The sequence below is a fragment of the Streptomyces sp. NPDC007905 genome, from assembly GCF_042959345.1.
GTDB lineage: Bacteria > Actinomycetota > Actinomycetes > Streptomycetales > Streptomycetaceae > Streptomyces.
In genome coordinates, this window is sequence record NZ_JBIBKS010000006.1 from 141,142 (window position 1) to 162,349 (window position 21,208).

The window sequence follows — 21,208 nt, forward strand, 5'->3', positions numbered from 1 at the left end:
CCGTGTTTGCGGCGGATCCGCGATGACGGCGGATCCGCGATGACGGCGGATCCGCGATGACGGCGGATCCGCGATGACGGCGGATCCGCGATGACGGCGGTCCACGTTCGCGGCAGGCCCGCGTTTGCGGCGGGTATGCGAAAGGGGGGCTTGCGCCCCCCTTTTTTCGATGTCGGGCGGTTACATACCCGCGCAGTTCGGGCACAGCCCGCGGTACGTCACCTCGACGTCCGAGACCGTGAAGCCGAAGCGCTCCGTGTCGGGAAGGTCGGCGAGCGGGTTGCCGTTCGGGTGCACGTCACGGATCGCGCCGCACTGGGCGCACACCAGGTGGTGGTGCGGCCGGTGCGCGTTCGGGTCGTACCGCTTGGCGCGCTTGTCCGTGCTGACCTCGAGCACCTCACCGAGGGAGACCAGCTCACCCAGCGTGTTGTAGACGGTCGCCCGGGAGATCTCCGGCAGCTTGGCGACGGCCCGCGCGTGCACCTCGTCGGCCGTCAGATGGACGTGCTCGCCGTCGAGAACCTCGGCCACGACGCGCCGCTGTGCGGTCATCCGCCATCCGCGTCCGCGCAGCCGTTCCAGAAGGTCGCTCATGCAGACCAGCGTAACAGCAAGAGGACCAGATTCCGAATAGGTGTGACTTTGGAATCTTGTTTAAATTGGACAAAGTCTAATGTAGGATCGAGCCTGAGTTTGGTCGTAGGGCAGGATTGGTCGGTAATGACGCAGGAGGCGCACGTGACGCAGGGACCGCTCACCACGGAGGCCGGTGCTCCGGTGGCCGACAACCAGAACAGCGAGATCGCAGGCGTCGGCGGCCCGGTGCTCGTGCAGGACCAGCTGCTCCTGGAGAAGCTGGCCCACTTCAACCGCGAGCGCATCCCGGAGCGTGTGGTGCACGCGCGCGGCGCCGGCGCCTACGGCACCTTCACGGTGACCGCCGACGTCACGCGGTACACACGCGTCGCGTTCCTCTCCGAGGTCGGCAAGGAGACGGAGGTCTTCCTGCGCTTCTCCACGGTGGCCGGCAACCTGGGCGCCGCGGACGCCGTCCGTGACCCGCGGGGCTTCGCGGTGAAGTTCTACACCGAGGAGGGCAACTACGACCTCGTGGGCAACAACACCCCGGTGTTCTTCATCCGGGACGCGATCAAGTTCCCCGACTTCATTCACACCCAGAAGCGCGACCCCTGCACGGGCTCGCAGGAGGCGGACAACGTCTGGGACTTCTGGGGGCTCAGCCCGGAGAGCACCCACCAGGTGACCTGGCTCTTCGGCGACCGCGGCATCCCGGCGTCGTACCGGCACATGGACGGCTTCGGCTCGCACACCTTCCAGTGGAACAACTCTGCTGGACCGCAGGGCGAGGCCTTCTGGGTCAAGTACCACTTCAAGACCGACCAGGGGATCAGGAACCTGACCGCCGAGGAGGCCGAGCTGCTCGCGGGCAAGGACCCCGACTCCCACCAGCGCGACCTGCGCGAGGCGATCGAGCGTGGCGAGTTCCCGAGCTGGACCGTGGGTGTGCAGATCATGCCGGTGGCGGACGCGGCGACGTACCGCTTCAACCCGTTCGACCTGACCCAGGTGTGGCCGCACGCGGACTACCCGGTCATCGAGATCGGCAGGCTGGAGCTGAACCGCAACCCGCGCAACGTCTTCGCCGAGGTCGAGCAGTCGATCTTCAGTCCCGCGCACTTCGTGCCCGGCATCGGCCCGTCTCCCGACAAGATGCTCCAGGGGCGGCTCTTCGCCTACGGCGACGCGCACCGCTACCGCGTCGGCATCAACGCCGACCGTCTGCCGGTGAATCGCCCGCACGCCACCGAGGCACGCACCCACTCCCGTGACGGCTTCCTCTACGACGGCCGGCACGGTGGTGCGAAGAACTACGAGCCGAACAGCTTCGGCGGCCCCGCCCAGACGGACCGCCCGCTGTGGCGGTCCACCGCCGTCACCGGTGCCACGGGCAACCACCCGACCCCGGTGCATGCCGAGGACGACGACTTCGTGCAGGCGGGCAACCTGTACCGGCTGATGGGCGAGGTCGAGAAGGAGCGCCTGATCGCCAACCTGGCGGGCTCGATCGCGGGCGTCTCCCGCGACGACATCGCCGAGCGCGCGATCGGGAACTTCCGGCGGGCGGACGCCGACTTCGGCAAGCGGCTCGAGGTGGCGGTGCGGGAGCTGCGCGGCTGAGACGGTGCCATCGGGCGGGCCGGACCCTGCGGGGTCCGGCCCGTTCCGCGTGCTCGGAGCGGCGGTGCTCGGCGCGCGTGTACTCAGAGTGCGGGCGCCGGCTCCCGGGCCGGGACCCAGCAGCGGATGATGTCGCGGACCGAGACGATGCCGGCCACCTCGCCGCGGTCGAGGACGACCAGGTGCCGGAAGCCGCCGTGGGCCATGGCGCGGGCCGCCTCCTCCAGGGTCCAGGTCGGACTGGCGAAGACGACGTCGGTGGTGGTGTGGGCGTGGGTGCGTTCCGTGTCCGGGCTCTGGCCGAGACCCACGGAGTTGAGGATGTCGCGTTCGGTGAGGATGCCGATGCCTCCGGCGTCGGGGTCGAGGACCACGGCGGCGCCGACACGGCGGGCGGACATCAGGGCTGCTGCCTGGCGAAGGGTGTGGGCGGGGCCGACGGTGAGGATCACCGTACTCATGGCGTCACGGACGAGCATGGAAAGGGCCACCTCCTAGGAACCTCCGAGGAAGTTCAGAGATTCACAAATTCACAAATGGGGGTGGCTTCAGAGTGACAGGTAAAGGGCGAGTCAACAAGAGGGCGCGCGTGGTCCGTTGAGGGCGTGTGCGGGTTTCTCCCGGTGCTCACTGGCGCCGGTGTGAACAGTGCCCTCACTGCGGTGCGGCTACGCCAGGTCCACTCCCAGCTCGGTGTCCGGCCGGCAGAACGTGCACGGCTCGATGTTCGGGTCGGTGAGCGCGGCCCGCGCCTCGTCGGCCCTGATGTGGTGTGGAGTGCCGTCGATCATGGTGCAGTCGGCCAGGTGGATGAAAGCCGGCTCGGGCCCGTGGGGGGTGCGCTTCTGCTGGACGACGTAACCGGTCTGCGCGGGAGGCGGGCTGAAGCCGGGCAGCGGACCGCCGCCTTTCGCTGTGCGTCTCGACCGCTGCTGCTGCGGCGGGCGCCCGGCGTCGGTGAGCGCGGCGAGCACGGCGTCCCGCTGGAGCCGGAGGTAGAGGGCGACGGTCTCGCTCTCGGCGATCTGCTCCTCGAGGTACGCAAGGATCGCCCGGAGCCGGCGGACATCAGGTGGCAGCAGGGACATGGCGCGCACCATCCCCGCACGGGATGAGGCCGCTCATCGTCAGCTCCTTCCTCCTCGCCGGGCCGCGAAGAGTGCCGCCCGGGCCGTCGTCGCGTGTCCCTGCCAGTACGGGTGGAACAGCGCTTGCGACGAGAGGCGGATCAGTCGCCGCCGCAGCGCGGTGCGCTGCCGTGCGGCGAGCTGCCGGTACGTCGCATGCCACTCCTCCTGGACGTGGGCAAGGTCGTGGGGAATCGCTCGCATGACGAGATTCAATCACGTGTTCGATTTTTGGGGCGAGCGGAACCCGGCTCCGCTGCCGGTGACGGATCGCCACGCGGTCGGACCGCCTGAGCTGGCGGCGCCGGCCGTGCTGCGCACGATGTAGGGGGGTGACCAACCCAGAAAGGGACCGTCATGGATCTCCACCTCAAGGACAAGGTCGCCGTCGTCACCGGAGCTAGCAAGGGCATCGGCCTCGCCATCGCCGAGGCCTTCGCCCGTGAAGGCGCGCACGTCATCGCCGGCAGCCGGAGCATCACCCCGGAGCTCGCGGCGCTCCAGGAGAAGTACCGTGTCACGGCGGTCCCGGTCGACCTGTCCACCGCAGACGGACCGGGGACACTCGTCCGGCGCGGGGTGGACCAGTACGGCGGGGTCGACATCCTGGTCAACAACCTGGGTGCCGCGACGCCCCGTCCGAGCTTCCTGGACATCGACGACGCCGAGTGGCAACGGATCTTCGACATGACGCTGTTCAGCGCGGTCCGGACCAGTCGCGCGGCGCTTCCCTATCTGCTGGACGCGGACGGGGGCGCCATCATCAACATCAGCTCCATCAACGCGCGCCTGCCGTTCCCCGCGGTCGTGGACTACTCCGCGGCCAAGGCCGGGCTGACCAGCCTGACCAAGTCACTGTCCGAGGAGTTCGCGCCGAGGGGCGTCCGGGTCAACGCGATCGCCCCGGGACCGGTCCGCACCCCTTTCTGGACCGCTCCGGGTGGCTTCGCCGATGCCACGGCGGCCCAGGCCGGCACCACCGCGCAGGAAGCCATCGACGTCGTCGTGCCCCAGAGCATGGGCATCTCCACGGGGCGGGTCACCGAAGCTCACGAAGTCGCCGATCTGGCCCTCTTCCTCGCCTCGCCACTCGCGGGCAACATCACGGGAGCCGAGTTCACCATCGACGGCGGCCAGGTCAAGACGTTGTGAACTCCTGCCGCTGCCCACGCCTCGGCGAGGGGAGCGCCGGCCGGGCCGCGAGCCGTGTCAGTAGCGCTGGTTGAGGTAGCCCAGCAACTCGTCGTGCAGCAGACCGTTGGACGCGGCCGCGTTGCCGCTGTGCGGGCCCGGGCGGCCGTCGAGGCCGGTGAAGGTGCCGCCGGCCTCGGTGACGACGATCGCGGTGGCGGCCATGTCCCACAGCGACAGCTCGGGCTCGGCGCACAGGTCGACCGAGCCCTCGGCGACCATCATGTACGGCCAGAAGTCGCCGTACGCGCGCGTGCGCCACACCTCGCGGGTGAGGTCGAGGAAGCCGTTCAGACGGCCCTGCTCCTCCCAGCCGGAGAGCGAGGAGTACGCGAAGGAGGCGTCCGACAGCTTGCCGACGCGGGAGACGTGGATGCGGCTCGCGGAGGACAGGCTGCGGCCGGTGAAGGCGCCGTGGTCCTTGGCGGCCCACCAGCGGCGGCCGAGGGCGGGGGCGGAGACGACGCCGACGACGGGCTGGTAGCCTCCCCCACTCCCGGCTGCGCTCGAGCGGACGGTACCCCCACCACCCGCTTCCATCAGGGCGATGAGGGTGGCCCACACCGGGACGCCGCGGACGTAGTTCTTGGTGCCGTCGATCGGGTCGACCACCCAGCGGCGGGGCCCGGTGCCCTCGATGCCGTACTCCTCGCCGAGGATCGCGTCCCGGGGTCGGGCGCGCTGGAGCTGACCGCGGATGAGTTCCTCCGCCGCCTTGTCCGCCTCGCTCACCGGGGTCATGTCCGGCTTCGTCTCCACCTTCAGGTCGAGGGCCTTGAAGCGGGCCATGGTGGCGGCGTCGGCCGCGTCGGCGAGGACGTGGGCGAGGCGAAGGTCGTCGAGGTAGTCCGGCATGTAACGAACCGTATCCGTCGAGGGAGTAGGGGGCTACAGGGGGCCGGGGCGACGGGTCCGCCGGCCGCGCAGGTCTGTGGCGGTTCGGGGGCCGCGGCCGCGCAGGTCCGTGGCGGTTCGGCGGCCGCGGCCGCACCGATTCGTGGCGGTTCGGCGGCCGCAGCGGGCCCCGGCCCGGTGGGTGTGCCGCGGCCGAAGCGCGCCCCCCTCATGCCCCCGCGAACCCTTGACAGTGCATGTACGCGCGTCAAATCTGGGCGCAGAGCCGCTCGCCCCAGGGAGGCGATGATGCCCGCAGCCCGGGAATCGCTACTGGACGCCGCCTATACGGCACTCGCCCGTCGACCGTGGTCCGCGGTGCGGATGGTCGACGTGGCCGCGGCGGCTGGGGTGTCCCGGCAGACGCTGTACAACGAGTTCGGGAGCAAGGAGGGGCTGGCGAGAGCGCTGATGCGACGGGAGGCCGACGGGTATCTCGCCGGAGTGGAGCGGGCCCTGACCACGCACTGCGACCCGCGCGACCGGCTCACCGCCACCGCCGAGTGGATGGCGTCGGCCGCCCGGGACAACGCGCTGGTGCGGGCCATGCTCACCGGCAGCTGGAGCGAGCGTCTGCCCGCGCCGCCGCTCGCCGCCGTGCCGTCCTCCTCCGCCGTGCCCGCGCAGCGCAGGGCGGACGGGCCGCTGCCCTCGCCCGGCGACTTCGTGCGGCTCGTGCGGGACCGGGCGGTGACGGTACTGGGCGGCACCGACACCGGGCAGGCCGACGGTTCCGAGCTCACGCGGTCCTGCGAACTGGTCGTGCGCCTCGCGCTGTCCTGCGTGGCCGCGCCGCCGGGGGAGGGCGGGATCGCCGAGCTGGTGCGCGGCGCGCTCCCCAGGCAGCTGATCTGACGGCCCACGTCGTCAGCCGGCCCGCGTGATCAGCCGACCCACGTGATCAGCCGGCCCACTTCCGCGTAGTCGAGCACGTCGGCGCCGATGCGCCAAGTGAGAGCACTGGAAGCCGACTTGGACGGCAGCGAGGCCGTACCAGGGAGTGAACCCGCCGCCCGGGAAAGGGGAAGTCCTCGCTCCGGTTCCGGGAGCAGGGCAGGGGCCTTCAGTGGGCCGAGCCCGACAGCTGCAGGCCGATCACACCGGTGATCACGAGCGAGATCGACACGATCTTCAGAGTGGACACCAGGTCACCGAGGAAGACCATGCCGTAGATCGCGGTGCCCGCCGCGCCGATCCCGGTCCACACGGCGTACGCGGGACCGACGTCGAGCTTCCTCAGGGAGAGCGTCAGCAGGCCGAAGCTGCCCAGCGCGAAGGAGGCGAAGGCGATCGTCGGCCACAGTCGGGTGAACCCGTGCGAGAGCTTGAGGCACACGGCGAAACCGGTCTCCAGAATGCCGGCGACGATGACCAGCAGCCACGCCATGTGCGGTCCTCCCGTAGGTCCCGATCTCCGGCTCGGTGCGATTATGCACTTACCTGGCTCGGACCCCGGCAAACAACGCGGTGCTCAGTCGCCCTCCGTGCGCTCCCGCGTGGCCAGCAGCCGGCGCAGGGAGAAAAGGCGCGCCGGGTCGGCATGGCCTTCCTCGACCCACGCGTCCAGCGCGCAGTCCGGCTCGTCGTGGCTGCACGCGCGCGGGCAGCCCGCCGTGCCCGGCTGCAGGTCCGGGAAGGCGTTGATCACCCGGGACGGGTCGATGTGCGCGAGGCCGAAGGAGCGCACGCCCGGGGTGTCGACGACCCAGCCGCCCGCCTCGGAGAGCGGCAGTGCGAGGGCGGACGTCGTGGTGTGGCGGCCGCGACCGGTCACCGCGTTCACGTGGCCCGTCGTACGCCGGCGCTCCTCCGGGACCAGCGCGTTGACCAGGGTCGTCTTGCCCACGCCCGAGTGCCCCACGAACGCGGTGATCTTGCCGTCCAGGTGCTCGTGCACCCAGGTCGCGGCGTCGCCGTTCTCCAGCCCCTCGCGGCTGGTCACGACGTAGGGGATGTCGAGGGCGCCGTACAGCTCCAGCAGCTTGTCCGGCGGGGCCAGGTCCGACTTGGTCATCACCAGCAGCGGGTCCAGGCCGCCGTCGTAGGCCGCGACCAGACAGCGGTCGATCAGGCGGGGGCGCGGCTCCGGGTCGGCGAGTGCGGTGACGATCGCCAGCTGGTCGGCGTTGGCGACGACCACCCGCTCGTAGGGATCGTCGTCATCGGCCGTGCGGCGCAGCAGCGAGGTGCGCTCCTCGATGCGCACGATCCGCGCGAGTGTGTCCTTCTTGCCGGACAGATCGCCGACCAGGGCCACCCGGTCGCCCACCACGGCCGCCTTCCGGCCCAGCTCGCGGGCCTTCATCGCCAGGACCGTACGGTCCTCGACCAGGCAGGTCAGCCGCCCCCGGTCGACGGTGAGGACCATGCCCTCGGCCGCGTCCTCGTGCTTGGGCCGGATGGTGGTACGCGGCCGGTTGCCCTTGCGGTTGGGGCGGCTGCGGATGTCGTCCTCGTCGGTGTGCTTGCCGTAGCGGCGCATGGTCCCAGTCCGCCCGTCAGTTCCCCAGCATCCCGGTCCACAGGGCGGGGAAGTCGGGCAGCGTCTTCGCGGTCGTCGCCACGTTCTCGATCTGCACACCATCGACCGCCAGGCCGATGATCGCACCGGCGGTCGCCATGCGGTGGTCGTCGTAGGTGTGGAAGATCCCGCCGTGCAGCGCGCGCGGGCGGATGTGCAGGCCGTCGGCCGTCTCGGTGACGTCACCGCCCAGCTCGTTGATCTCCTTGGTGAGCGCGGCCAGCCGGTCCGTCTCGTGCAACCGCAGATGGGCCACGCCCCGCAGGGTCGAAGGGGAGTCGGCCAGCGCGGCGACCGCCGCGATGCCCGGGGTCAGCTCGCCGACGTCACCCAGGTCGACATCGATGCCGTGGACGGCGCCCGAGCCGGTGAACGCCAGCCCGTACTCGGTCAGTTCGCAGGAACCGCCCATCTCGGTGAAGATCTCCCGCAGCCGGTCGCCCGGCTGGGTGGTGCGCTCCGGCCAGTCCGGGATCAGCACCTTGCCCCCGGTGACGAGGGCCGCCGCCAGGAACGGCTGGGCGTTCGACAGGTCCGGCTCGATGGTCAGGTCCCGGCCGAGCAGCGCGCCCGGCGTCACCCGCCACACGTTCGGCTCGCCGCCCGACTCCGGGGTGTCCACCTGGGCGCCGACCGCGCGCAGCATGTCCACGGTCATCCGGATGTGCGGCATGGAGGGCAGGGTCGCGCCGGTGTGCCGGACCTCGACGCCCTGGTTGAAGCGGGGGCCCGACAGCAGCAGCGCCGAGACGAACTGGGAGGACGAGGAGGCGTCGATCGACACCGGGCCGCCGTCCAGCGCGCCGCCGCCGTGCACGGTCAGCGGCAGCGCGCCCCGGCCGTCGTCGTCGATCCGGGCGCCGAGCACGCGCAGCGCGTCGATCACACCGTTCAGCGGACGCTCGTACGACCGCGGGTCCCCGTCGAACCGGATGGGACCGTCGGCCAGCGCGGCCACGGGCGGCAGGAAGCGCATCACGGTGCCGGCATTGCCGACGTCGACCGTGGCCGGACCGTGCAGGCCCGTGGGCAGCACCCGCCAGGCCTCCCCGGAGCCGTCCGGGCCCACCCCCTCCTCGATCTCCACACCCATGGCCCGCAGGGCACCGGCCATCAGCAGCGTGTCGCGGGAGCGCAGCGGGCGGCGCAGCCAGCCGGGCTCGGAGGCGAGGGCGGCCAGCACGAGGGCGCGGTTGGTGACCGACTTGGACCCCGGCACGTGGACCGTCGCGTCGACGGCTCCGCTCGCGTGCGGGGCGGGCCAGAGGGCGGGGTGGGCGGTGTTCGGGGCCATGGGCCCACTGTATAAGCAGGGCCCGGTATCAACCTTCCAGCAGCCAGCGGCCCCCGCCGATCAAGGAGCACAGCGACACCGCGTGGAACAGGAACAACCACAACCCCGCCGGTACGTGCGTCAGACGGGACAGCTGGTCCGCGTCCGAGTCCCCGGCACCTCCCCGCGACCGCTTGGCCTGCAGCTCGAACGGCGGCCGCACGCCACCGAACAGGAGGAACCACACCACCGCGTACGCGAACGCCGCCTGCACCTGGGGACCCGCCAGCCACGACACCAGCAGGAAGGCGCCCCCGGCCAGAACCACGGTCAGCACTCCGTACGCGTTGCGGACCATCACCAGCATCGCCACCAGCAGCGCGGTCGCCGCCCACAGCAGCAGCGTGATGCGGCCGGTGGCCAGGAGAGCGGCTCCGCCCAGGCCCAGCAGCGAGGGAGCCGTGTAGCCCGCGGCCGCCGTGAGGATCATGCCCAGCCCGTACGGCTTGCCCCGGCTGACGGTGAGGCCGCTGGTGTCGGAGTGCAGGCGTATGCCCGTGAGCTGCCGGCCGGTGACCAGGGCCACCAGGCCGTGGCCGCCCTCGTGCGCGATGGTGACGGCGTTGCGCGCGAGCCGCCACACGGAGTGCGGGACGACCACGGCGAGCGCGGCGACCAGCGTGGCGAGCACCACCCACAGGTCGGGATCGGGCTGGGTGCCGGTGAGTCGGTCCCACAGGTCGGGCAGCGCGGTGGCGGCGAGGCTGTCCATGTTCTCCGGTGGCTCCCTCTCGTCGGGATCAATGGGGGTCGGCGCGAAGCGCCGTCGTCGAGCGGTGGTGGTCGGGTGACGGGTGGGCCTGGCAGTGTGGCACGTATGTGCGGACGGTATGCATCCAGTCGTAGGCCTGAGGATCTCGCGGGAATCTTTGAGATCGAGAGGTGGGAGCCCGAGGAGATCCTGGAACCGGACTACAACGTGGCTCCGACCAAGGAGGTCTACGCCGTTGTGGAGCGTCCGGTGAAAGACGCGGACACGCCGCGTCCGGTTCGGCAGCTGCGCAGGCTCAAGTGGGGCCTGGTGCCCTCCTGGGCCAAGACGCCCGAGGGCGGCGCCCGGATGATCAACGCGCGCGCGGAGACCGTGCACGACAAGCCCGCCTACCGCCGGGCCTTCGCCGCCCGGCGCTGCATCCTGCCCGCCGACGGCTACTACGAGTGGGTCACCGGCAAGCAGGAGCGGGAGCTGGAGGAGGAGGGCAGGAAGAAGCGGCCCCGCAAGCAGCCCTACTTCGTGCTGCCCGCCGACGGCTCGGTGTTCGCCATGGCCGGACTGTACGAGTTCTGGCGGGACGGGACCCTGCCCGACGACCACCCGCAGGCCTGGTGGGTCACCTGCTCGGTGATCACCACCGAGGCGGAGAAGACCCCGCTGGCCGTCGCCCCCGCCGAGGGCCCGCACTCGCTCGCCGAGATCCACCCCCGGATGCCGCTGATGCTCACCCCGGACCGCTGGGACACCTGGCTCGATCCCTCCCGCACCGACCCGGACGACCTGCGCGACCTGCTGGCCCCGCCCCCGCCCGGCCTGATGCGCGCCTACCCGGTCACCACGGCCGTCAGCAACGTCCGCAACAACGGCCCCGAGCTGCTGAAGGAGCTGGAAGCGCCGGAAGAGGGCACACTCTTCTAGCGTGATCGAGACTGTCGAGACCGATGCCGGGACCGCACGCGTCACCTGGCACGAGGCGAACAAGGCGCGGCTGGTGCTGGCCGTCGGCCATGGGGCCGGCGGTGGCATCGAGGCGCGGGATCTGCGGGCGCTCGCCCAGGAGCTGCCCGGGCACGGTGTGAGCGTGGCCCTCGTCGAACAGCCCTGGCGGGTGGCCGGTAAGAAGGTCGCGCCCGCCCCGAAGACCCTGGACACCGGCTGGCGCGGGATCTGGCCCGCGCTCGCGAAGCCGGGGCTGCCGGTGATCTCCGGCGGGCGCAGCGCCGGGGCCCGGGTCGCCTGCCGTACCGCCGGCGAGCTGGGCGCGCACGCCGTGCTCGCGCTGAGCTTCCCGCTGCACCCGCCGGGCAGCCCGGAGAGGTCCCGCGCGGACGAGCTGCTCGGCGCCGGAGTGCCCACGCTGGTCGTGCAGGGCGGGAACGACCCCTTCGGGCAGCCGCAGGAGTTCCCCGACGGCGACTACCAGCTGGTCGAGGTGCCGTACGGCGACCACGGTTTCGCCGTGCCCAAGCGCGCCGAGATCACCCAGGAGCGGGCGCTGGAGGTCATCACCGGCGGTGTCGTGGAGTGGGTCGCGTCACTCGGGTGACCCGGGAATGCTGCGCGACGGGCGACTGTTGTGGCGGACAGAAGTGCTGAAGCACCGGCACCGACGTCGTAGGAGAGGAAGTCCGCCGCATGGGTTCGACCATCTGCCCTCCTGTCACCCGCCACGACCCCGTGGACGGGCTGCGCCCGGCAGAGTTTGATTCGAGCCGCAGCAGCCGCGCTGACCTGGACTGGACGGTGCTGCATGCGGCCAGGACCGCTCCTATTCGAGGGGCGGTGGGCACGGGTGGTGTTCTATCCTCCAAAACGAGTGGGACCGGTTTCGGTCCCGCCCGGGATCTTGAGGAGGTGGGTCCGGTCACTGGGACCGACGCAGGGACCGACAACGGCCAGGCGGAGCTGCCCGAGGGCCGGGGCGACAGCGCGGAGTCGACGGAGTCGAACACGGAGCGCAGTGCGCGCTTCGAGCGGGACGCGCTCGAATTCCTCGACCAGATGTACTCGGCCGCGCTGCGCATGACGCGCAACCCGGCCGACGCCGAGGACCTGGTGCAGGAGACGTACGCCAAGGCGTACGCGTCCTTCCACCAGTTCCGCGAGGGCACCAACCTCAAGGCGTGGCTGTACCGGATCCTCACCAACACCTTCATCAACTCGTACCGCAAGAAGCAGCGCGAGCCCCAGCGCAGCGCGGCCGAGGAGATCGAGGACTGGCAGCTGGCCCGTGCCGAGTCGCACATGTCGACGGGTCTGCGCTCCGCCGAGTCGCAGGCGCTCGACCACCTGCCCGACTCGGACGTGAAGGAAGCGCTGCAGGCGATCCCCGAGGAGTTCCGCATCGCCGTCTATCTCGCGGACGTAGAAGGCTTTGCGTACAAGGAGATCGCGGACATCATGGGGACACCCATCGGTACGGTGATGTCCCGGCTGCACCGGGGCCGTCGTCAACTGCGCGGCATGCTCGAGGACTACGCCCGTGAGCGCGGGCTGGTCCCGGCCGGCGCCGGAGAGTCGAACGAAGCGAAAGGCTCGGGCTCATGAGCTGCGGAGAGCCGCACGAGACGGACTGCAGTGAGGTCCTCGACCACCTCTACGAGTTCCTCGACAGTGAGATGCCGGACGTCGACCGCGACAAGTTCCAGCACCACTTCGAGGAATGCTCGCCCTGCCTGGAGAAGTACGGCCTGGAGCAGGCCGTGAAGAAGCTGGTCAAGCGGTGCTGCGGACATGACGACGTACCCGCCGACCTGCGCGCCAAGGTCATGGGGCGGATCGACCTGATCCGTTCCGGGCAGACCGTGCCCGAGCACGACGTGACCGCCACGCCTCAGGAGAGCTGACCACGGGGCGTCACCCGAACGTGCTAATCCTCGGGTCATAAGCCCCCGGATCCCCCGATTCCCGCCCTAGGCTCCGAGCCTGGACAGGCATGGTCGGGGAGGGGCGTCATGGAGGCGGTTCCGGCGAGGGCACGGGCCTGGGTGGCATGCGCCGCCGTGCTGGCCGTCGCCTGCATCCTGCGGCTGCCGGCCATCCACACGCCCTGGTGGCCGCTCGCCCTGCTCGCCGGGCTGTACGCGGCCTGCGAGCACGTCGTACGGCGCCGCCTGGGCGGCACCTTCTACCCCGTCCTGCTCGCCGGCGCGTTCCTGCTGCCCCCGCCCGCCGCCGCGCTCGTGCCGCTGCCGGCCGCCCTGCTCGCCCGCGTCGAGGAACGGCCCGTGTGGCTCCGCCGCGTGTGGCGGGCCGCGCAGCCCTCGCTCGCGGTGTGGGGCGCGGCCCGGGTCCACTGGGCGCTCGGCGGCCGGGACGCCGTCGTGGCCTGCGACTTCCCCTACGCCCTCGTGCCCGCCGGGGCGGCCGTCCTCGCCTTCTGCCTGGTGCTCGCCGCCCTCGACGGCGGGATCCTGGCGGCAGCCGAGCGGGTGCCCCTGCGCCGGGCCTGGCGGGGGCTGCTGTCCCGCTCCCTCGCGCCGGTCGCGGTGCACGGACTCGCCGGGCTGATGATGGCCGTGCTGTGGCGCAGCCGGTACGGGCCCGTCGCCGCGCTGCTCGTGCTGCTGCCGATGTGCGTCTCCTGCTGGGTGTTCGCCCAGTACCACCGGGAACGGGCCGCCCACCAGGCCACCATCCGCGCGCTGGTGCAGGCCGTCGACATCAAGGACGGCTACACCCGCGGCCACAGCGAGCGGGTCGGCCAGGCCTCCGTGATGATCGCCCGCGAACTCGGCATGCCCGACGAACGCGTCGAGGTGCTGCGCTTCGCCGGCATCCTGCACGACGTCGGCAAACTCGGTGTGCCCACCCGGCTGCTGCGCAAGGACGGCCCGCTGACCCCCGAGGAGCGGCGGATCATCGAGCTGCATCCCGAGTACGGCCATGAGATGGTCCGCGGGATCTCCTTCCTCGGCGAGGCGCGCGCGGCGATCCTGCACCACCACGAACGGCTCGACGGCAGCGGCTACCCCTACGGTCTGGTGGGCGGCCAGATCCCGGAGTGCGCCCGCGTGGTGGCCGTGGCGGACGCCTTCGACGCGATGACCTCCACCCGCTCCTACAGCAGGGCCCGCCCCGTCGAGGCGGCGGTCACGGAGCTGGAGCGGTGCGCCGGGACCCAGTTCGACCCGCGCATGGTCACGGCGCTCGCCCGGGCCCTCGGACGCCACGGCTGGCACCCGGCCGTCACCGCCGACGAGGCGTCGCGCGCGGTCCCGGCCCAGCAGCCGGTGGCCGGCAGCCGCAGCGGGACACCCTGATGTCCGTCCTCCGGCTCATCCACGCCTGCGCCGCGCTGACCGCCGGCGCCTGTCTCGCCGTCAGTCTGTGGAGCGGCATCCACGACCGGGGCGTGGGCCTCGCCTTCGGAGTACTCATAGCCGTCGGTGAACTGACCCGGTGGAGCGGAGCCCAGGTACGGCAGGCCGCCCCGCTGGGCACCGCCGGATCGCTGTCCTACGCCCTGCTGGGAGCCGACGCCGGACAGCCCATCCAGCACGACGCGCCGCAGGTCGTGACCATCGTCCTCGCAGCCTCCCTGCTCGGCGGCGTCCCGCACATCTGGTGCGGCCGCACCCCGACCCTCGACCACCTGGCCCGCCGCGTCCTGAGCGTCGCCTTCGCCGCCGTCTGCTTCCAACCTCTCTACAGCAAGGGGGCGTTCGAGGGCTGGAACGGCCCCGGCTACGCACTGCTGCTCATCGCCCTGCTCGTCCTCACCGCCCTGTGCGACGCCGTCCTGGCCGCCGCCCTCGTCCACTCCCGCACCGGCTGGCCCTTCACCCCGCTGTTGCGGGACGAACTGCGCGGACTGCTCGGCATCGGATCCGCCGTGTGCGCGACGGGCTCGGTGATGGCGCTCGCGGTGGCCGTCACCGGACTGTGGGCGCTGCCGGTGTTCTGCCTGCCCCTGCTGCTCACCCAGCTCTCCGTCCGCCGCTACGCCGCCGTGCGCGCCACCTACCGGCAGACCATCGCCTCCCTCGCCCGGGCCACCGAGATAGCCGGATACACCCCCACCGGGCACGCCCGCCGCGTCGCCGCGCTCAGCCTGGCCGTCGGCCGGGACCTGGGCCTGTCCGGCCCCTCACTGACCGTCCTGGAGTCCGCGGCCCTCATGCACGACATCGGCCAGCTCAGCCTGGTCGACCCCGTCCCGGCGGGCGCCACCGCCGCGCTGCCCCGCGAGGAGCAGCGGCGCATCGCGCTGCTCGGCGGGGCCGTCGTACGGCAGACCGGGGTGGACGCGGCGGTCGCCGTGGTCGTGGAGCGGCAGGCCGACCCCTTCCGGGAGCAGCCGCTCGCCGCGCGGATCATCCGTGCCGTGAACGCGTACGAGGAGAAGGCCCGGGACGCCGGGCCCGACGGACCGCTCCGCGCTCTGGAGGAGCTGCGCCTGGCGACCGCCGGGGACTACGCTCCCGAGGTCGTGGAGTCCCTCGCCCGGGTGCTGTCCCAGGTCGGGGGGTGGCGCGGCGACACCGTGGCCGACAGCGGTGGGGGGAGACGGGCGGGACTGTCTGACCCTGCCCCTGGCGGGGTAACCCATGGGTAATGAGCGCCCTTCCCGCCGTACGTGGTTGGATGCGAGGGAGAGGGTGTCCGGGGGCACAAGCCAGCCCACGTGCGGAACTGGAACTGGCAGGCGGGAATCGTGAGGATCTTCGGCAAGGGACGGCACCGGCCCTCCGCCTCCTGGCGGCAGGCCACCGACCGGGCGTTCACGCTCATCGGCGACGGCCGGTACGAGGACGCGGGCGAGCTGCTGACACGCGCCGCCGATCTGGAGCCCTGGCTGGCGGAGTCCTGGTTCAACCTCGCGCTGCTGCACAAGTTCCGGCACGACTGGGAGCAGGCCCGCGCCGCAGGACTGCGCGCCGTGGCCCTCCTGGACCGCGAGACCGGCGCCCCCGACTGGTGGAACGTGGGCATCGCCGCGACCGCCCTGCAGGACTGGCCGCTGGCCCGCCGCGCCTGGCAGGCGTACGGGCTGCGCGTACCGGGCGGCGCCGCCGCCTCGGGCGAGCCGCTCGGCATGGAGCTGGGCAGCGCGGCCGTACGGCTCTCCCCGGAGGGCGAGGCCGAGGTGGTGTGGGGCCGCAGGCTGGACCCGGCGCGGATCGAGGTGCTGTCCATCCCGCTCCCCTCGTCCGGGCGGCGCTGGGGCGAGGTCGTGCTGCACGACGGCGTCCCGCACGGCGAGCGCACGACGTCCGCCGGGCACTCCTACCCGGTCTTCGACGAGATCGAGCTGTGGGCGCCCTCGCCCGTCCCGACCTGGGTGGTCCTGCTGGAGGCGGCCACCGAGGCCGACCGGGACGCCCTGGAGCAGCTGGCCGCCGACGCCGGGTTCGCGGCGGAGGACTGGTCCTCCTCGGTGCGGCTGCTGTGCCGCATGTGCTCGGAGTCGCGGATGCCCTCGGACGAGGGCGACGGCGTGCATCTGGATCCGCACGACCACAGCGAACCAGGCCATCCCGGGCCGCTCGGACATCGCACGGACGGGCAGCTGTGGGTGCCGGAGCGGGAGTGCGGCGTGGCTGCGCCGGCTTCGCTGGTACGGGGGCTGCTGGACGGCTGGGTGGCGGACAGTCCCGATTCCCGGGACTGGCGGGACCTGGAAGAGGTCTGCTAGCAGTCCGTGGGAGGCTGCGGTCCGTTGTGGCTGGTCGCGCCCACGCGGCGGAGCCATATCGGGACAGTCCCGCGCCCCTGAAGGGGCGCTGCACGTACCCTGTATCAGCATTCACTCCCAGTTTTTGTGCAGGAAGGCGTACGTCGGTCATGGCGCAGCAGGACACCGATCAGCAGCACGCGGGCGTGCTCCCCGTCGACGACGAGGGCTACGTCGTCGACACGGAGGACTGCGAGGAGCGCGAGAACGCCTGGCGCGAGCGCGGCACCTCGCGGCCGATCACCGTCGTCGGCAACCCCGTCCTGCACAAGGAGTGCAAGGACGTCACCGCGTTCGGCGAGGAGCTGGACCAGCTGGTCGCGGACATGTTCGCCAGTCAGCGCACCGCCGAGGGCGTGGGCCTGGCCGCCAACCAGATCGGTGTCGACCTGAAGGTCTTCGTCTACGACTGCCAGGACGACGAGGGCGTCCGGCACGTCGGCGTGGTGTGCAACCCGAAGCTGGTCGACCTGCCCGCCGACCAGCGCCGGCTGGACGACAGCAACGAGGGCTGCCTGTCCGTGCCCACGGCGTACGCGCCGCTCGCGCGCCCGGACTACGCCGAGGTGACCGGCCAGGACGAGAAGGGCAACCCGATCAAGGTCCGCGGCACCGGCTACTTCGCACGGTGTTTGCAGCACGAGACCGACCACCTGTACGGCTACCTGTACATCGACCGTCTGTCCAAGCGCGACCGCAAGGACGCCCTGCGGCAGATGGCCGAGAACGAGCCACGCTACCCCGTGGTCGCCAACGACTGAGACGCACGGCCGAGACGTACGGCGACCGTACGGGAGCAGCCACGACGTCCCCTGCGACGTCCGGTCGGGATCCGTCCCGACCGGGCGTCGTTCGTTTGTTCGCCGCATGATTCCCGGCATCTTGGGGTGGTGAGTGAAGCAAATCCGTTCCCATAACGGTCAGTTGTGGTGCTGAATGGAAGTGCGGGGATACGCAACGGCGCACGCCCGGCACGGCACGGAAGGGCGTTGCGCTCCTGGCGGCTGAGAGGGGACTGTTCGTGCACGCTTTCTCACACGGCACCACATCGTCGACAGCGGTCGCAGTACCACCGTCTCTCGCCCTCCCGGTGATCGAGGACGTCTTTCCCCGGCAACTCCACCCGTATTGGCCAAAACTCCAGGAGAAGACCCGGTTGTGGCTGCTCGAAAAGCGGCTCATGCCGGCGGACAAGGTGCGGGAATATGCCGATGGCCTTTGCTACACGGACCTCATGGCGGGGTACTACATAGGCGCCCCCGACGACGTCCTGCAGGCCATAGCCGACTACAGCGCCTGGTTCTTCGTCTGGGACGACCGCCACGACCGTGACATCGTGCACGGCCGGACGGCCGGCTGGCGGCGCCTCAGGTACCGCCTGCACACGGCCCTCGACGCACCACGGCACCACCTGCACCACCCGGACCCCCTGGTGGCGGGGTTCGCGGACAGCGTGCTGCGGCTGTACTCGTTCCTGCCGCGCACCTGGAACCGGCGGTTCGCCCGGCACTTCCACGCGGTGATCGAGGCCTACGACCGCGAGTTCCGCAACCGGACCGAGGGGCACGTCCCGAAGGTCGAGGAGTACCTCGCCCTGCGCCGGCTCACCTTCGCACACTGGATCTGGACGGATCTGCTGGAGCCGAGCGCCGGATGTGAACTCCCGGACGCCGTAAGGAACTATGCCGCCTATCGCCGTCCGGCACTGCTGAGCCAGGAATTCGCCGCCTGGTACAACGACCTCTGCTCGCTGCCGAAGGAAATAGCGGGCGACGAGGTGCACAATCTCGGAATCAGTCTCATCACCCATGAGGGGCTGACGCTCGAGGAAACGGTGGCAGAAATCAGGTGGCGCCTCGAGGAATGCATAGATGAATTCCTCGAAGCCGAGCGGGAAGCTCTGCGGTTCGCCGACGGACTCGCCGACGGCACGGCGCGGGGAAGGGAATTGAGCGCCGCCGTGCGTGCCTGCGTCGGCAATATGCGGAACTGGTTCAGCGCCGTCTACTGGTTCCACCACGAGTCCGGCCGGTACATGGTCGACAGTTGGGACGACCGGTCCACGCCCCCGTACGTCAACAACGAAACGGCAGGTGAGTAATGACCGTCGAGTCTGTGAAGCCCGTGACCCCGAAGACATCCGAACTGCGCGAACCGCCCCTCGCCGGCGGCGCCGTCCCGGGCCTCGGCCACGGCCTGAAACTGGTCCGCGACCCGCTGGCCTTCATGTCCGGGCTGCGCGAGCACGGCGACGTCGTGCGCCTGAGGCTCGGCCCCAAGACGGTGTACGCCGTCACCACTCCGGCACTCACCGGCGCACTCGCGCTCAGCCCCGACTACAAGATCGACGGACCGCTGTGGGAGTCCCTGGAGGGCCTGCTCGGCAGGGAGGGCGTGGCCACCGCCAACGGCCCCCGGCACCGCCGCCAGCGGCGCACCATCCAGCCCGCGTTCCGGCTCGACGCGATCCCCGCGTACGGCTCGGTGATGGAGGAGGAGGCGCACGGGCTGACCGAGCGCTGGAAGCCCGGCGAGACCATCGACTGCACCTCGGAGTCGTTCCGGGTCGCCGTGCGCATCGCGGCCCGCTGCTTGCTGCGCGGCGAGTACATGGACGAGCGCGCGGAGCGGCTGAGTATGGATCTCGCGACCGTCTTCCGTGGTATGTACCGCAGGATGGTCATCCCGCTCGGACCGCTGTACCGGCTGCCGTTCCCGGCGAACCGTGAATTCAACCGGGCCTTGGCCGATTTGCATCTCCTCGTCGACGAGATCGTCGCCGAGCGGAGGGCATCTGGTCAAAAGCCGGACGATTTGCTGACGGCATTGCTGGAGGCGAAGGACGACAATGGCGACCCCATCGGGGAACAGGAGATCCACGACCAGGTGGTCGCGATAGTCACCCCCGGCAGCGAAACAGTCGCGTCCACGATCATGTGGCTGCTTCAGGTTCTCGCGGAACATCCGGAACACGCCGAGAAGGTGCGCGCCGAGGTCGAATCCGTGACCGGCGGTCGGCCCGTTGGATTCGCCGACGTCCGTGGGCTCAGGCACACCAACAATGTCGTCGTCGAGGCCATGCGGCTCAGGCCCGCCGTATGGATATTGACGCGGCGCGCGGTGACCGACACCGCGCTCGGTGGCTATCGCATTCCGGCCGGGGCGGACATCGTCTACAGCCCCTATGCCATTCAGCGTGACGCCCGCTCCTACGACCGCCACCTCGACTTCGACCCCGACCGCTGGCTGCCCGAGCGGGCCAAGGAGGTGCCGAAGTACGCCATGAGCCCCTTCAGCGTCGGCAACCGCAAGTGCCCCAGCGACCACTTCTCCATGGCCCAGCTGAGCCTGATCACCGCGGCGATCTCGGCGAAGTACCGCTTCGAGCAGGTCAGCGGGTCGAACGACGCGACCCGGGTGGGCATCACGCTCCGGCCCCACCGGCTGCTGCTGAAGGCGGTGCCCTGGTAGACGGGGTGCCGGCGCGCGTTCAGGCGGCCTGCGGGCCCCGGAACGCGCGCCGGTAGGACTGCGGGGTCGTGCCCAGGGCACGGACGAACTGGTGGCGCAGCGCGGCCGCCGTACCGAACCCCGTACGCGCGGCGATCGCGTCCATGGTCTCGTCCGTGCCCTCCAGCAACTCCTGTGCGAGCAGCACCCGTTGCCGCAGGATCCAGCGGTACGGGGTGGTCCCCGTCTCCTGCTGGAAGCGGCGGGCGAACGTGCGCGGGGCCATGTGGGCGCGGGCGGCGAGCTGCTCGACGCTCACCTCCTGCTCGAGGTGCTCCTCCATCCACACCAGCACCTCCCCGACGGTGTCGCACGGGGCCTTGGGCAGTGGCCGCTCGATGTACTGCGCCTGCCCGCCGTCCCGGTGCGGCGGCACCACCATCCGCCGGGCGATCTTGTTGGCGACCTCCGGGCCCTGCTCCTTGCGCACGAGGTGCAGACAGGCGTCGATGCCGGCCGCGGTGCCGGCCGAGGTGATCACCGGGTCCTCGTCGACGTAGAGCACGTCCGGCTCGACGGTCAGCCGCGGATACTGGCGGGCCAGCTCGTCCGCGTGGTGCCAGTGCACAGCGCACCGCCGGCCGTCCAGCAGCCCGGCCGCCGCGAGCACGAAGACACCCGAGCAGACGCTGAGCACCCGGGCACCGCGGTCGACGCCACGGCGCAGGGCGTCCAGCAGTTCGGGCGGGAACTCCCGGGAGTCGTAGCAGGACCCGGCCGGCACGGCGATCAGATCGGCCGACTCCAGGCGCTCAAGACCGTGCTCGACCTGCAGCGAGAAGCCCGCGTGCGAGCGCAGCGTCGGCCCCTCGGCCGAGGCGACCGCGAAGTCGTACACCGGCAGGCCCTCGTCGCTGCGGTCGGTGCCGAAGACCTCGCAGACGACCGCCAGCTCGAAGGGATTCACGCCGTCCAGGAGGACGGCGACCACGTTCTGCAGCATGCTGTCAGTGTGCCGCACCCCTGGCAGTAAATCGAGGGTGTACGGCAGTCCTGCCACTCCCGGTAAGGAGCATCCGGCGTGACAGTGGTGTCTATG

The 21,208-nt window shown here is 71.1% G+C and carries 23 protein-coding genes; 13 read left to right on the forward strand and 10 right to left on the reverse strand.

Annotated elements, in window-relative coordinates; translation table 11 throughout:
• Positions 1-180: 180 nt before the first annotated feature.
• Complete coding sequence (locus ACFZDC_RS12900; protein WP_391323065.1) at positions 181-597, reverse strand: transcriptional repressor; 417 nt, start codon at positions 595-597, stop codon at positions 181-183.
• Between the two features lie 144 nt (positions 598-741).
• Between ACFZDC_RS12900 and ACFZDC_RS12905 the strand changes: the two genes are divergently transcribed.
• Positions 742-2,202 carry a catalase gene (locus ACFZDC_RS12905; protein WP_391323067.1) on the forward strand — a complete coding sequence of 487 codons (1,461 nt, stop codon included), beginning with the start codon at positions 742-744 and terminating at the stop codon, positions 2,200-2,202.
• Positions 2,203-2,285: 83 nt separating this feature from the next.
• On the opposite strand, the gene ACFZDC_RS12910 is transcribed toward ACFZDC_RS12905, so the two are convergent.
• The 3 genes from ACFZDC_RS12910 to ACFZDC_RS12920 all read right to left on the reverse strand — a co-directional run bounded on the left by ACFZDC_RS12910 (position 2,286) and on the right by ACFZDC_RS12920 (position 3,533).
• Positions 2,286-2,681 (reverse strand): CBS domain-containing protein, encoded by a 396-nt coding sequence (locus ACFZDC_RS12910; protein WP_391323068.1) that lies wholly within the window; start codon positions 2,679-2,681, stop codon positions 2,286-2,288.
• Positions 2,682-2,870: 189 nt separating this feature from the next.
• Complete coding sequence (locus ACFZDC_RS12915; protein WP_391323070.1) at positions 2,871-3,290, reverse strand: DUF6233 domain-containing protein; 420 nt, start codon at positions 3,288-3,290, stop codon at positions 2,871-2,873.
• Positions 3,291-3,329: 39 nt separating this feature from the next.
• Positions 3,330-3,533 (reverse strand): hypothetical protein, encoded by a 204-nt coding sequence (locus tag ACFZDC_RS12920; protein ID WP_391323072.1) that lies wholly within the window; start codon positions 3,531-3,533, stop codon positions 3,330-3,332.
• A 153-nt stretch (positions 3,534-3,686) separates the two neighbouring features.
• On the opposite strand from ACFZDC_RS12920, the gene ACFZDC_RS12925 reads away from it, so the two are divergent.
• A complete protein-coding gene (locus ACFZDC_RS12925; protein ID WP_391323074.1) occupies positions 3,687-4,481 on the forward strand; it encodes an oxidoreductase in 795 nt (264 codons plus the stop codon).
• Between the two features lie 57 nt (positions 4,482-4,538).
• On the opposite strand, the gene hisN is transcribed toward ACFZDC_RS12925, so the two are convergent.
• Positions 4,539-5,375 carry a histidinol-phosphatase gene (gene hisN, locus ACFZDC_RS12930; protein WP_391323076.1) on the reverse strand — a complete coding sequence of 279 codons (837 nt, stop codon included), beginning with the start codon at positions 5,373-5,375 and terminating at the stop codon, positions 4,539-4,541.
• Positions 5,376-5,663: 288 nt separating this feature from the next.
• On the opposite strand from hisN, the gene ACFZDC_RS12935 reads away from it, so the two are divergent.
• Positions 5,664-6,269, forward strand: a complete 606-nt coding sequence (locus tag ACFZDC_RS12935; RefSeq protein ID WP_391323078.1) for a TetR family transcriptional regulator — start codon at positions 5,664-5,666, stop codon at positions 6,267-6,269.
• A gap of 208 nt (positions 6,270-6,477) precedes the next feature.
• Here the strand turns inward: ACFZDC_RS12935 and ACFZDC_RS12940 are convergent, their stop codons facing one another.
• The 4 genes from ACFZDC_RS12940 to ACFZDC_RS12955 all read right to left on the reverse strand — a co-directional run bounded on the left by ACFZDC_RS12940 (position 6,478) and on the right by ACFZDC_RS12955 (position 9,980).
• Entirely contained in the window at positions 6,478-6,801 is a 324-nt protein-coding gene (locus tag ACFZDC_RS12940) for an SMR family transporter (protein ID WP_391323079.1), read from the reverse strand.
• Between the two features lie 84 nt (positions 6,802-6,885).
• Entirely contained in the window at positions 6,886-7,896 is a 1,011-nt protein-coding gene (gene rsgA, locus ACFZDC_RS12945; RefSeq protein ID WP_391323081.1) for a ribosome small subunit-dependent GTPase A, read from the reverse strand.
• Between the two features lie 16 nt (positions 7,897-7,912).
• Complete coding sequence (gene aroA, locus ACFZDC_RS12950) at positions 7,913-9,229, reverse strand: 3-phosphoshikimate 1-carboxyvinyltransferase (RefSeq protein ID WP_391323083.1); 1,317 nt, start codon at positions 9,227-9,229, stop codon at positions 7,913-7,915.
• A gap of 28 nt (positions 9,230-9,257) precedes the next feature.
• Positions 9,258-9,980 carry a M50 family metallopeptidase gene (locus ACFZDC_RS12955; protein ID WP_391323085.1) on the reverse strand — a complete coding sequence of 241 codons (723 nt, stop codon included), beginning with the start codon at positions 9,978-9,980 and terminating at the stop codon, positions 9,258-9,260.
• Positions 9,981-10,085: 105 nt separating this feature from the next.
• Between ACFZDC_RS12955 and ACFZDC_RS12960 the strand changes: the two genes are divergently transcribed.
• From ACFZDC_RS12960 to ACFZDC_RS13005, 10 genes are all read left to right on the forward strand, one after another.
• On the forward strand, positions 10,086-10,901 hold the full coding sequence (locus ACFZDC_RS12960) for an SOS response-associated peptidase family protein (RefSeq protein ID WP_391323087.1): 816 nt from the start codon (positions 10,086-10,088) through the stop codon (positions 10,899-10,901).
• 1 nt (position 10,902) lies between these two features.
• The gene (locus ACFZDC_RS12965; protein WP_391323089.1) at positions 10,903-11,529 is read left to right on the forward strand and encodes an alpha/beta family hydrolase; all 627 of its coding nucleotides are present in this window, start codon (positions 10,903-10,905) and stop codon (positions 11,527-11,529) included.
• A 308-nt stretch (positions 11,530-11,837) separates the two neighbouring features.
• The gene (sigR, locus tag ACFZDC_RS12970; RefSeq protein ID WP_391323091.1) at positions 11,838-12,530 is read left to right on the forward strand and encodes an RNA polymerase sigma factor SigR; all 693 of its coding nucleotides are present in this window, start codon (positions 11,838-11,840) and stop codon (positions 12,528-12,530) included.
• Positions 12,527-12,829 carry a mycothiol system anti-sigma-R factor gene (gene rsrA / locus ACFZDC_RS12975; RefSeq protein ID WP_351799508.1) on the forward strand — a complete coding sequence of 101 codons (303 nt, stop codon included), beginning with the start codon at positions 12,527-12,529 and terminating at the stop codon, positions 12,827-12,829. The genes sigR and rsrA overlap by 4 nt, the downstream gene beginning before the upstream one ends.
• A 108-nt stretch (positions 12,830-12,937) precedes the next feature.
• The gene (locus ACFZDC_RS12980) at positions 12,938-14,245 is read left to right on the forward strand and encodes an HD domain-containing phosphohydrolase (protein ID WP_391323093.1); all 1,308 of its coding nucleotides are present in this window, start codon (positions 12,938-12,940) and stop codon (positions 14,243-14,245) included.
• The gene (locus ACFZDC_RS12985; protein ID WP_391323095.1) at positions 14,245-15,540 is read left to right on the forward strand and encodes an HD-GYP domain-containing protein; all 1,296 of its coding nucleotides are present in this window, start codon (positions 14,245-14,247) and stop codon (positions 15,538-15,540) included. The genes ACFZDC_RS12980 and ACFZDC_RS12985 overlap by 1 nt, the downstream gene beginning before the upstream one ends.
• A gap of 99 nt (positions 15,541-15,639) precedes the next feature.
• Complete coding sequence (locus ACFZDC_RS12990) at positions 15,640-16,620, forward strand: tetratricopeptide repeat protein (protein WP_391323452.1); 981 nt, start codon at positions 15,640-15,642, stop codon at positions 16,618-16,620.
• 149 nt (positions 16,621-16,769) lie between these two features.
• On the forward strand, positions 16,770-17,420 hold the full coding sequence (gene def / locus ACFZDC_RS12995; RefSeq protein ID WP_391323097.1) for a peptide deformylase: 651 nt from the start codon (positions 16,770-16,772) through the stop codon (positions 17,418-17,420).
• A 260-nt stretch (positions 17,421-17,680) separates the two neighbouring features.
• On the forward strand, positions 17,681-18,760 hold the full coding sequence (gene cyc1, locus ACFZDC_RS13000; RefSeq protein ID WP_391323098.1) for an epi-isozizaene synthase: 1,080 nt from the start codon (positions 17,681-17,683) through the stop codon (positions 18,758-18,760).
• Positions 18,760-20,130, forward strand: a complete 1,371-nt coding sequence (locus ACFZDC_RS13005) for a cytochrome P450 (protein WP_391323105.1) — start codon at positions 18,760-18,762, stop codon at positions 20,128-20,130. The genes cyc1 and ACFZDC_RS13005 overlap by 1 nt, the downstream gene beginning before the upstream one ends.
• Before the next feature lie 19 nt (positions 20,131-20,149).
• On the opposite strand, the gene ACFZDC_RS13010 is transcribed toward ACFZDC_RS13005, so the two are convergent.
• Entirely contained in the window at positions 20,150-21,112 is a 963-nt protein-coding gene (locus tag ACFZDC_RS13010) for a helix-turn-helix domain-containing protein (RefSeq protein WP_391323106.1), read from the reverse strand.
• Positions 21,113-21,208: the final 96 nt, after the last annotated feature.

Coding starts and splice junctions, on each gene's coding strand:
- ACFZDC_RS12900 (WP_391323065.1), bottom strand. CDS start 597: ATGAGCGACCTTCTGGAACGGCTGCGCGGACGCGGATGGCGGATGACC.
- ACFZDC_RS12910 (WP_391323068.1), bottom strand. CDS start 2,681: ATGCTCGTCCGTGACGCCATGAGTACGGTGATCCTCACCGTCGGCCCC.
- ACFZDC_RS12915 (WP_391323070.1), bottom strand. CDS start 3,290: ATGTCCCTGCTGCCACCTGATGTCCGCCGGCTCCGGGCGATCCTTGCG.
- ACFZDC_RS12920 (WP_391323072.1), bottom strand. CDS start 3,533: ATGCGAGCGATTCCCCACGACCTTGCCCACGTCCAGGAGGAGTGGCAT.
- ACFZDC_RS12925 (WP_391323074.1), top strand. CDS start 3,687: ATGGATCTCCACCTCAAGGACAAGGTCGCCGTCGTCACCGGAGCTAGC.
- hisN (WP_391323076.1), bottom strand. CDS start 5,375: ATGCCGGACTACCTCGACGACCTTCGCCTCGCCCACGTCCTCGCCGAC.
- ACFZDC_RS12935 (WP_391323078.1), top strand. CDS start 5,664: ATGCCCGCAGCCCGGGAATCGCTACTGGACGCCGCCTATACGGCACTC.
- ACFZDC_RS12940 (WP_391323079.1), bottom strand. CDS start 6,801: ATGGCGTGGCTGCTGGTCATCGTCGCCGGCATTCTGGAGACCGGTTTC.
- rsgA (WP_391323081.1), bottom strand. CDS start 7,896: ATGCGCCGCTACGGCAAGCACACCGACGAGGACGACATCCGCAGCCGC.
- aroA (WP_391323083.1), bottom strand. CDS start 9,229: ATGGCCCCGAACACCGCCCACCCCGCCCTCTGGCCCGCCCCGCACGCG.
- ACFZDC_RS12955 (WP_391323085.1), bottom strand. CDS start 9,980: ATGGACAGCCTCGCCGCCACCGCGCTGCCCGACCTGTGGGACCGACTC.
- ACFZDC_RS12960 (WP_391323087.1), top strand. CDS start 10,086: ATGTGCGGACGGTATGCATCCAGTCGTAGGCCTGAGGATCTCGCGGGA.
- rsrA (WP_351799508.1), top strand. CDS start 12,527: ATGAGCTGCGGAGAGCCGCACGAGACGGACTGCAGTGAGGTCCTCGAC.
- ACFZDC_RS12980 (WP_391323093.1), top strand. CDS start 12,938: ATGGAGGCGGTTCCGGCGAGGGCACGGGCCTGGGTGGCATGCGCCGCC.
- ACFZDC_RS12985 (WP_391323095.1), top strand. CDS start 14,245: ATGTCCGTCCTCCGGCTCATCCACGCCTGCGCCGCGCTGACCGCCGGC.
- def (WP_391323097.1), top strand. CDS start 16,770: ATGGCGCAGCAGGACACCGATCAGCAGCACGCGGGCGTGCTCCCCGTC.
- ACFZDC_RS13005 (WP_391323105.1), top strand. CDS start 18,760: ATGACCGTCGAGTCTGTGAAGCCCGTGACCCCGAAGACATCCGAACTG.
- ACFZDC_RS13010 (WP_391323106.1), bottom strand. CDS start 21,112: ATGCTGCAGAACGTGGTCGCCGTCCTCCTGGACGGCGTGAATCCCTTC.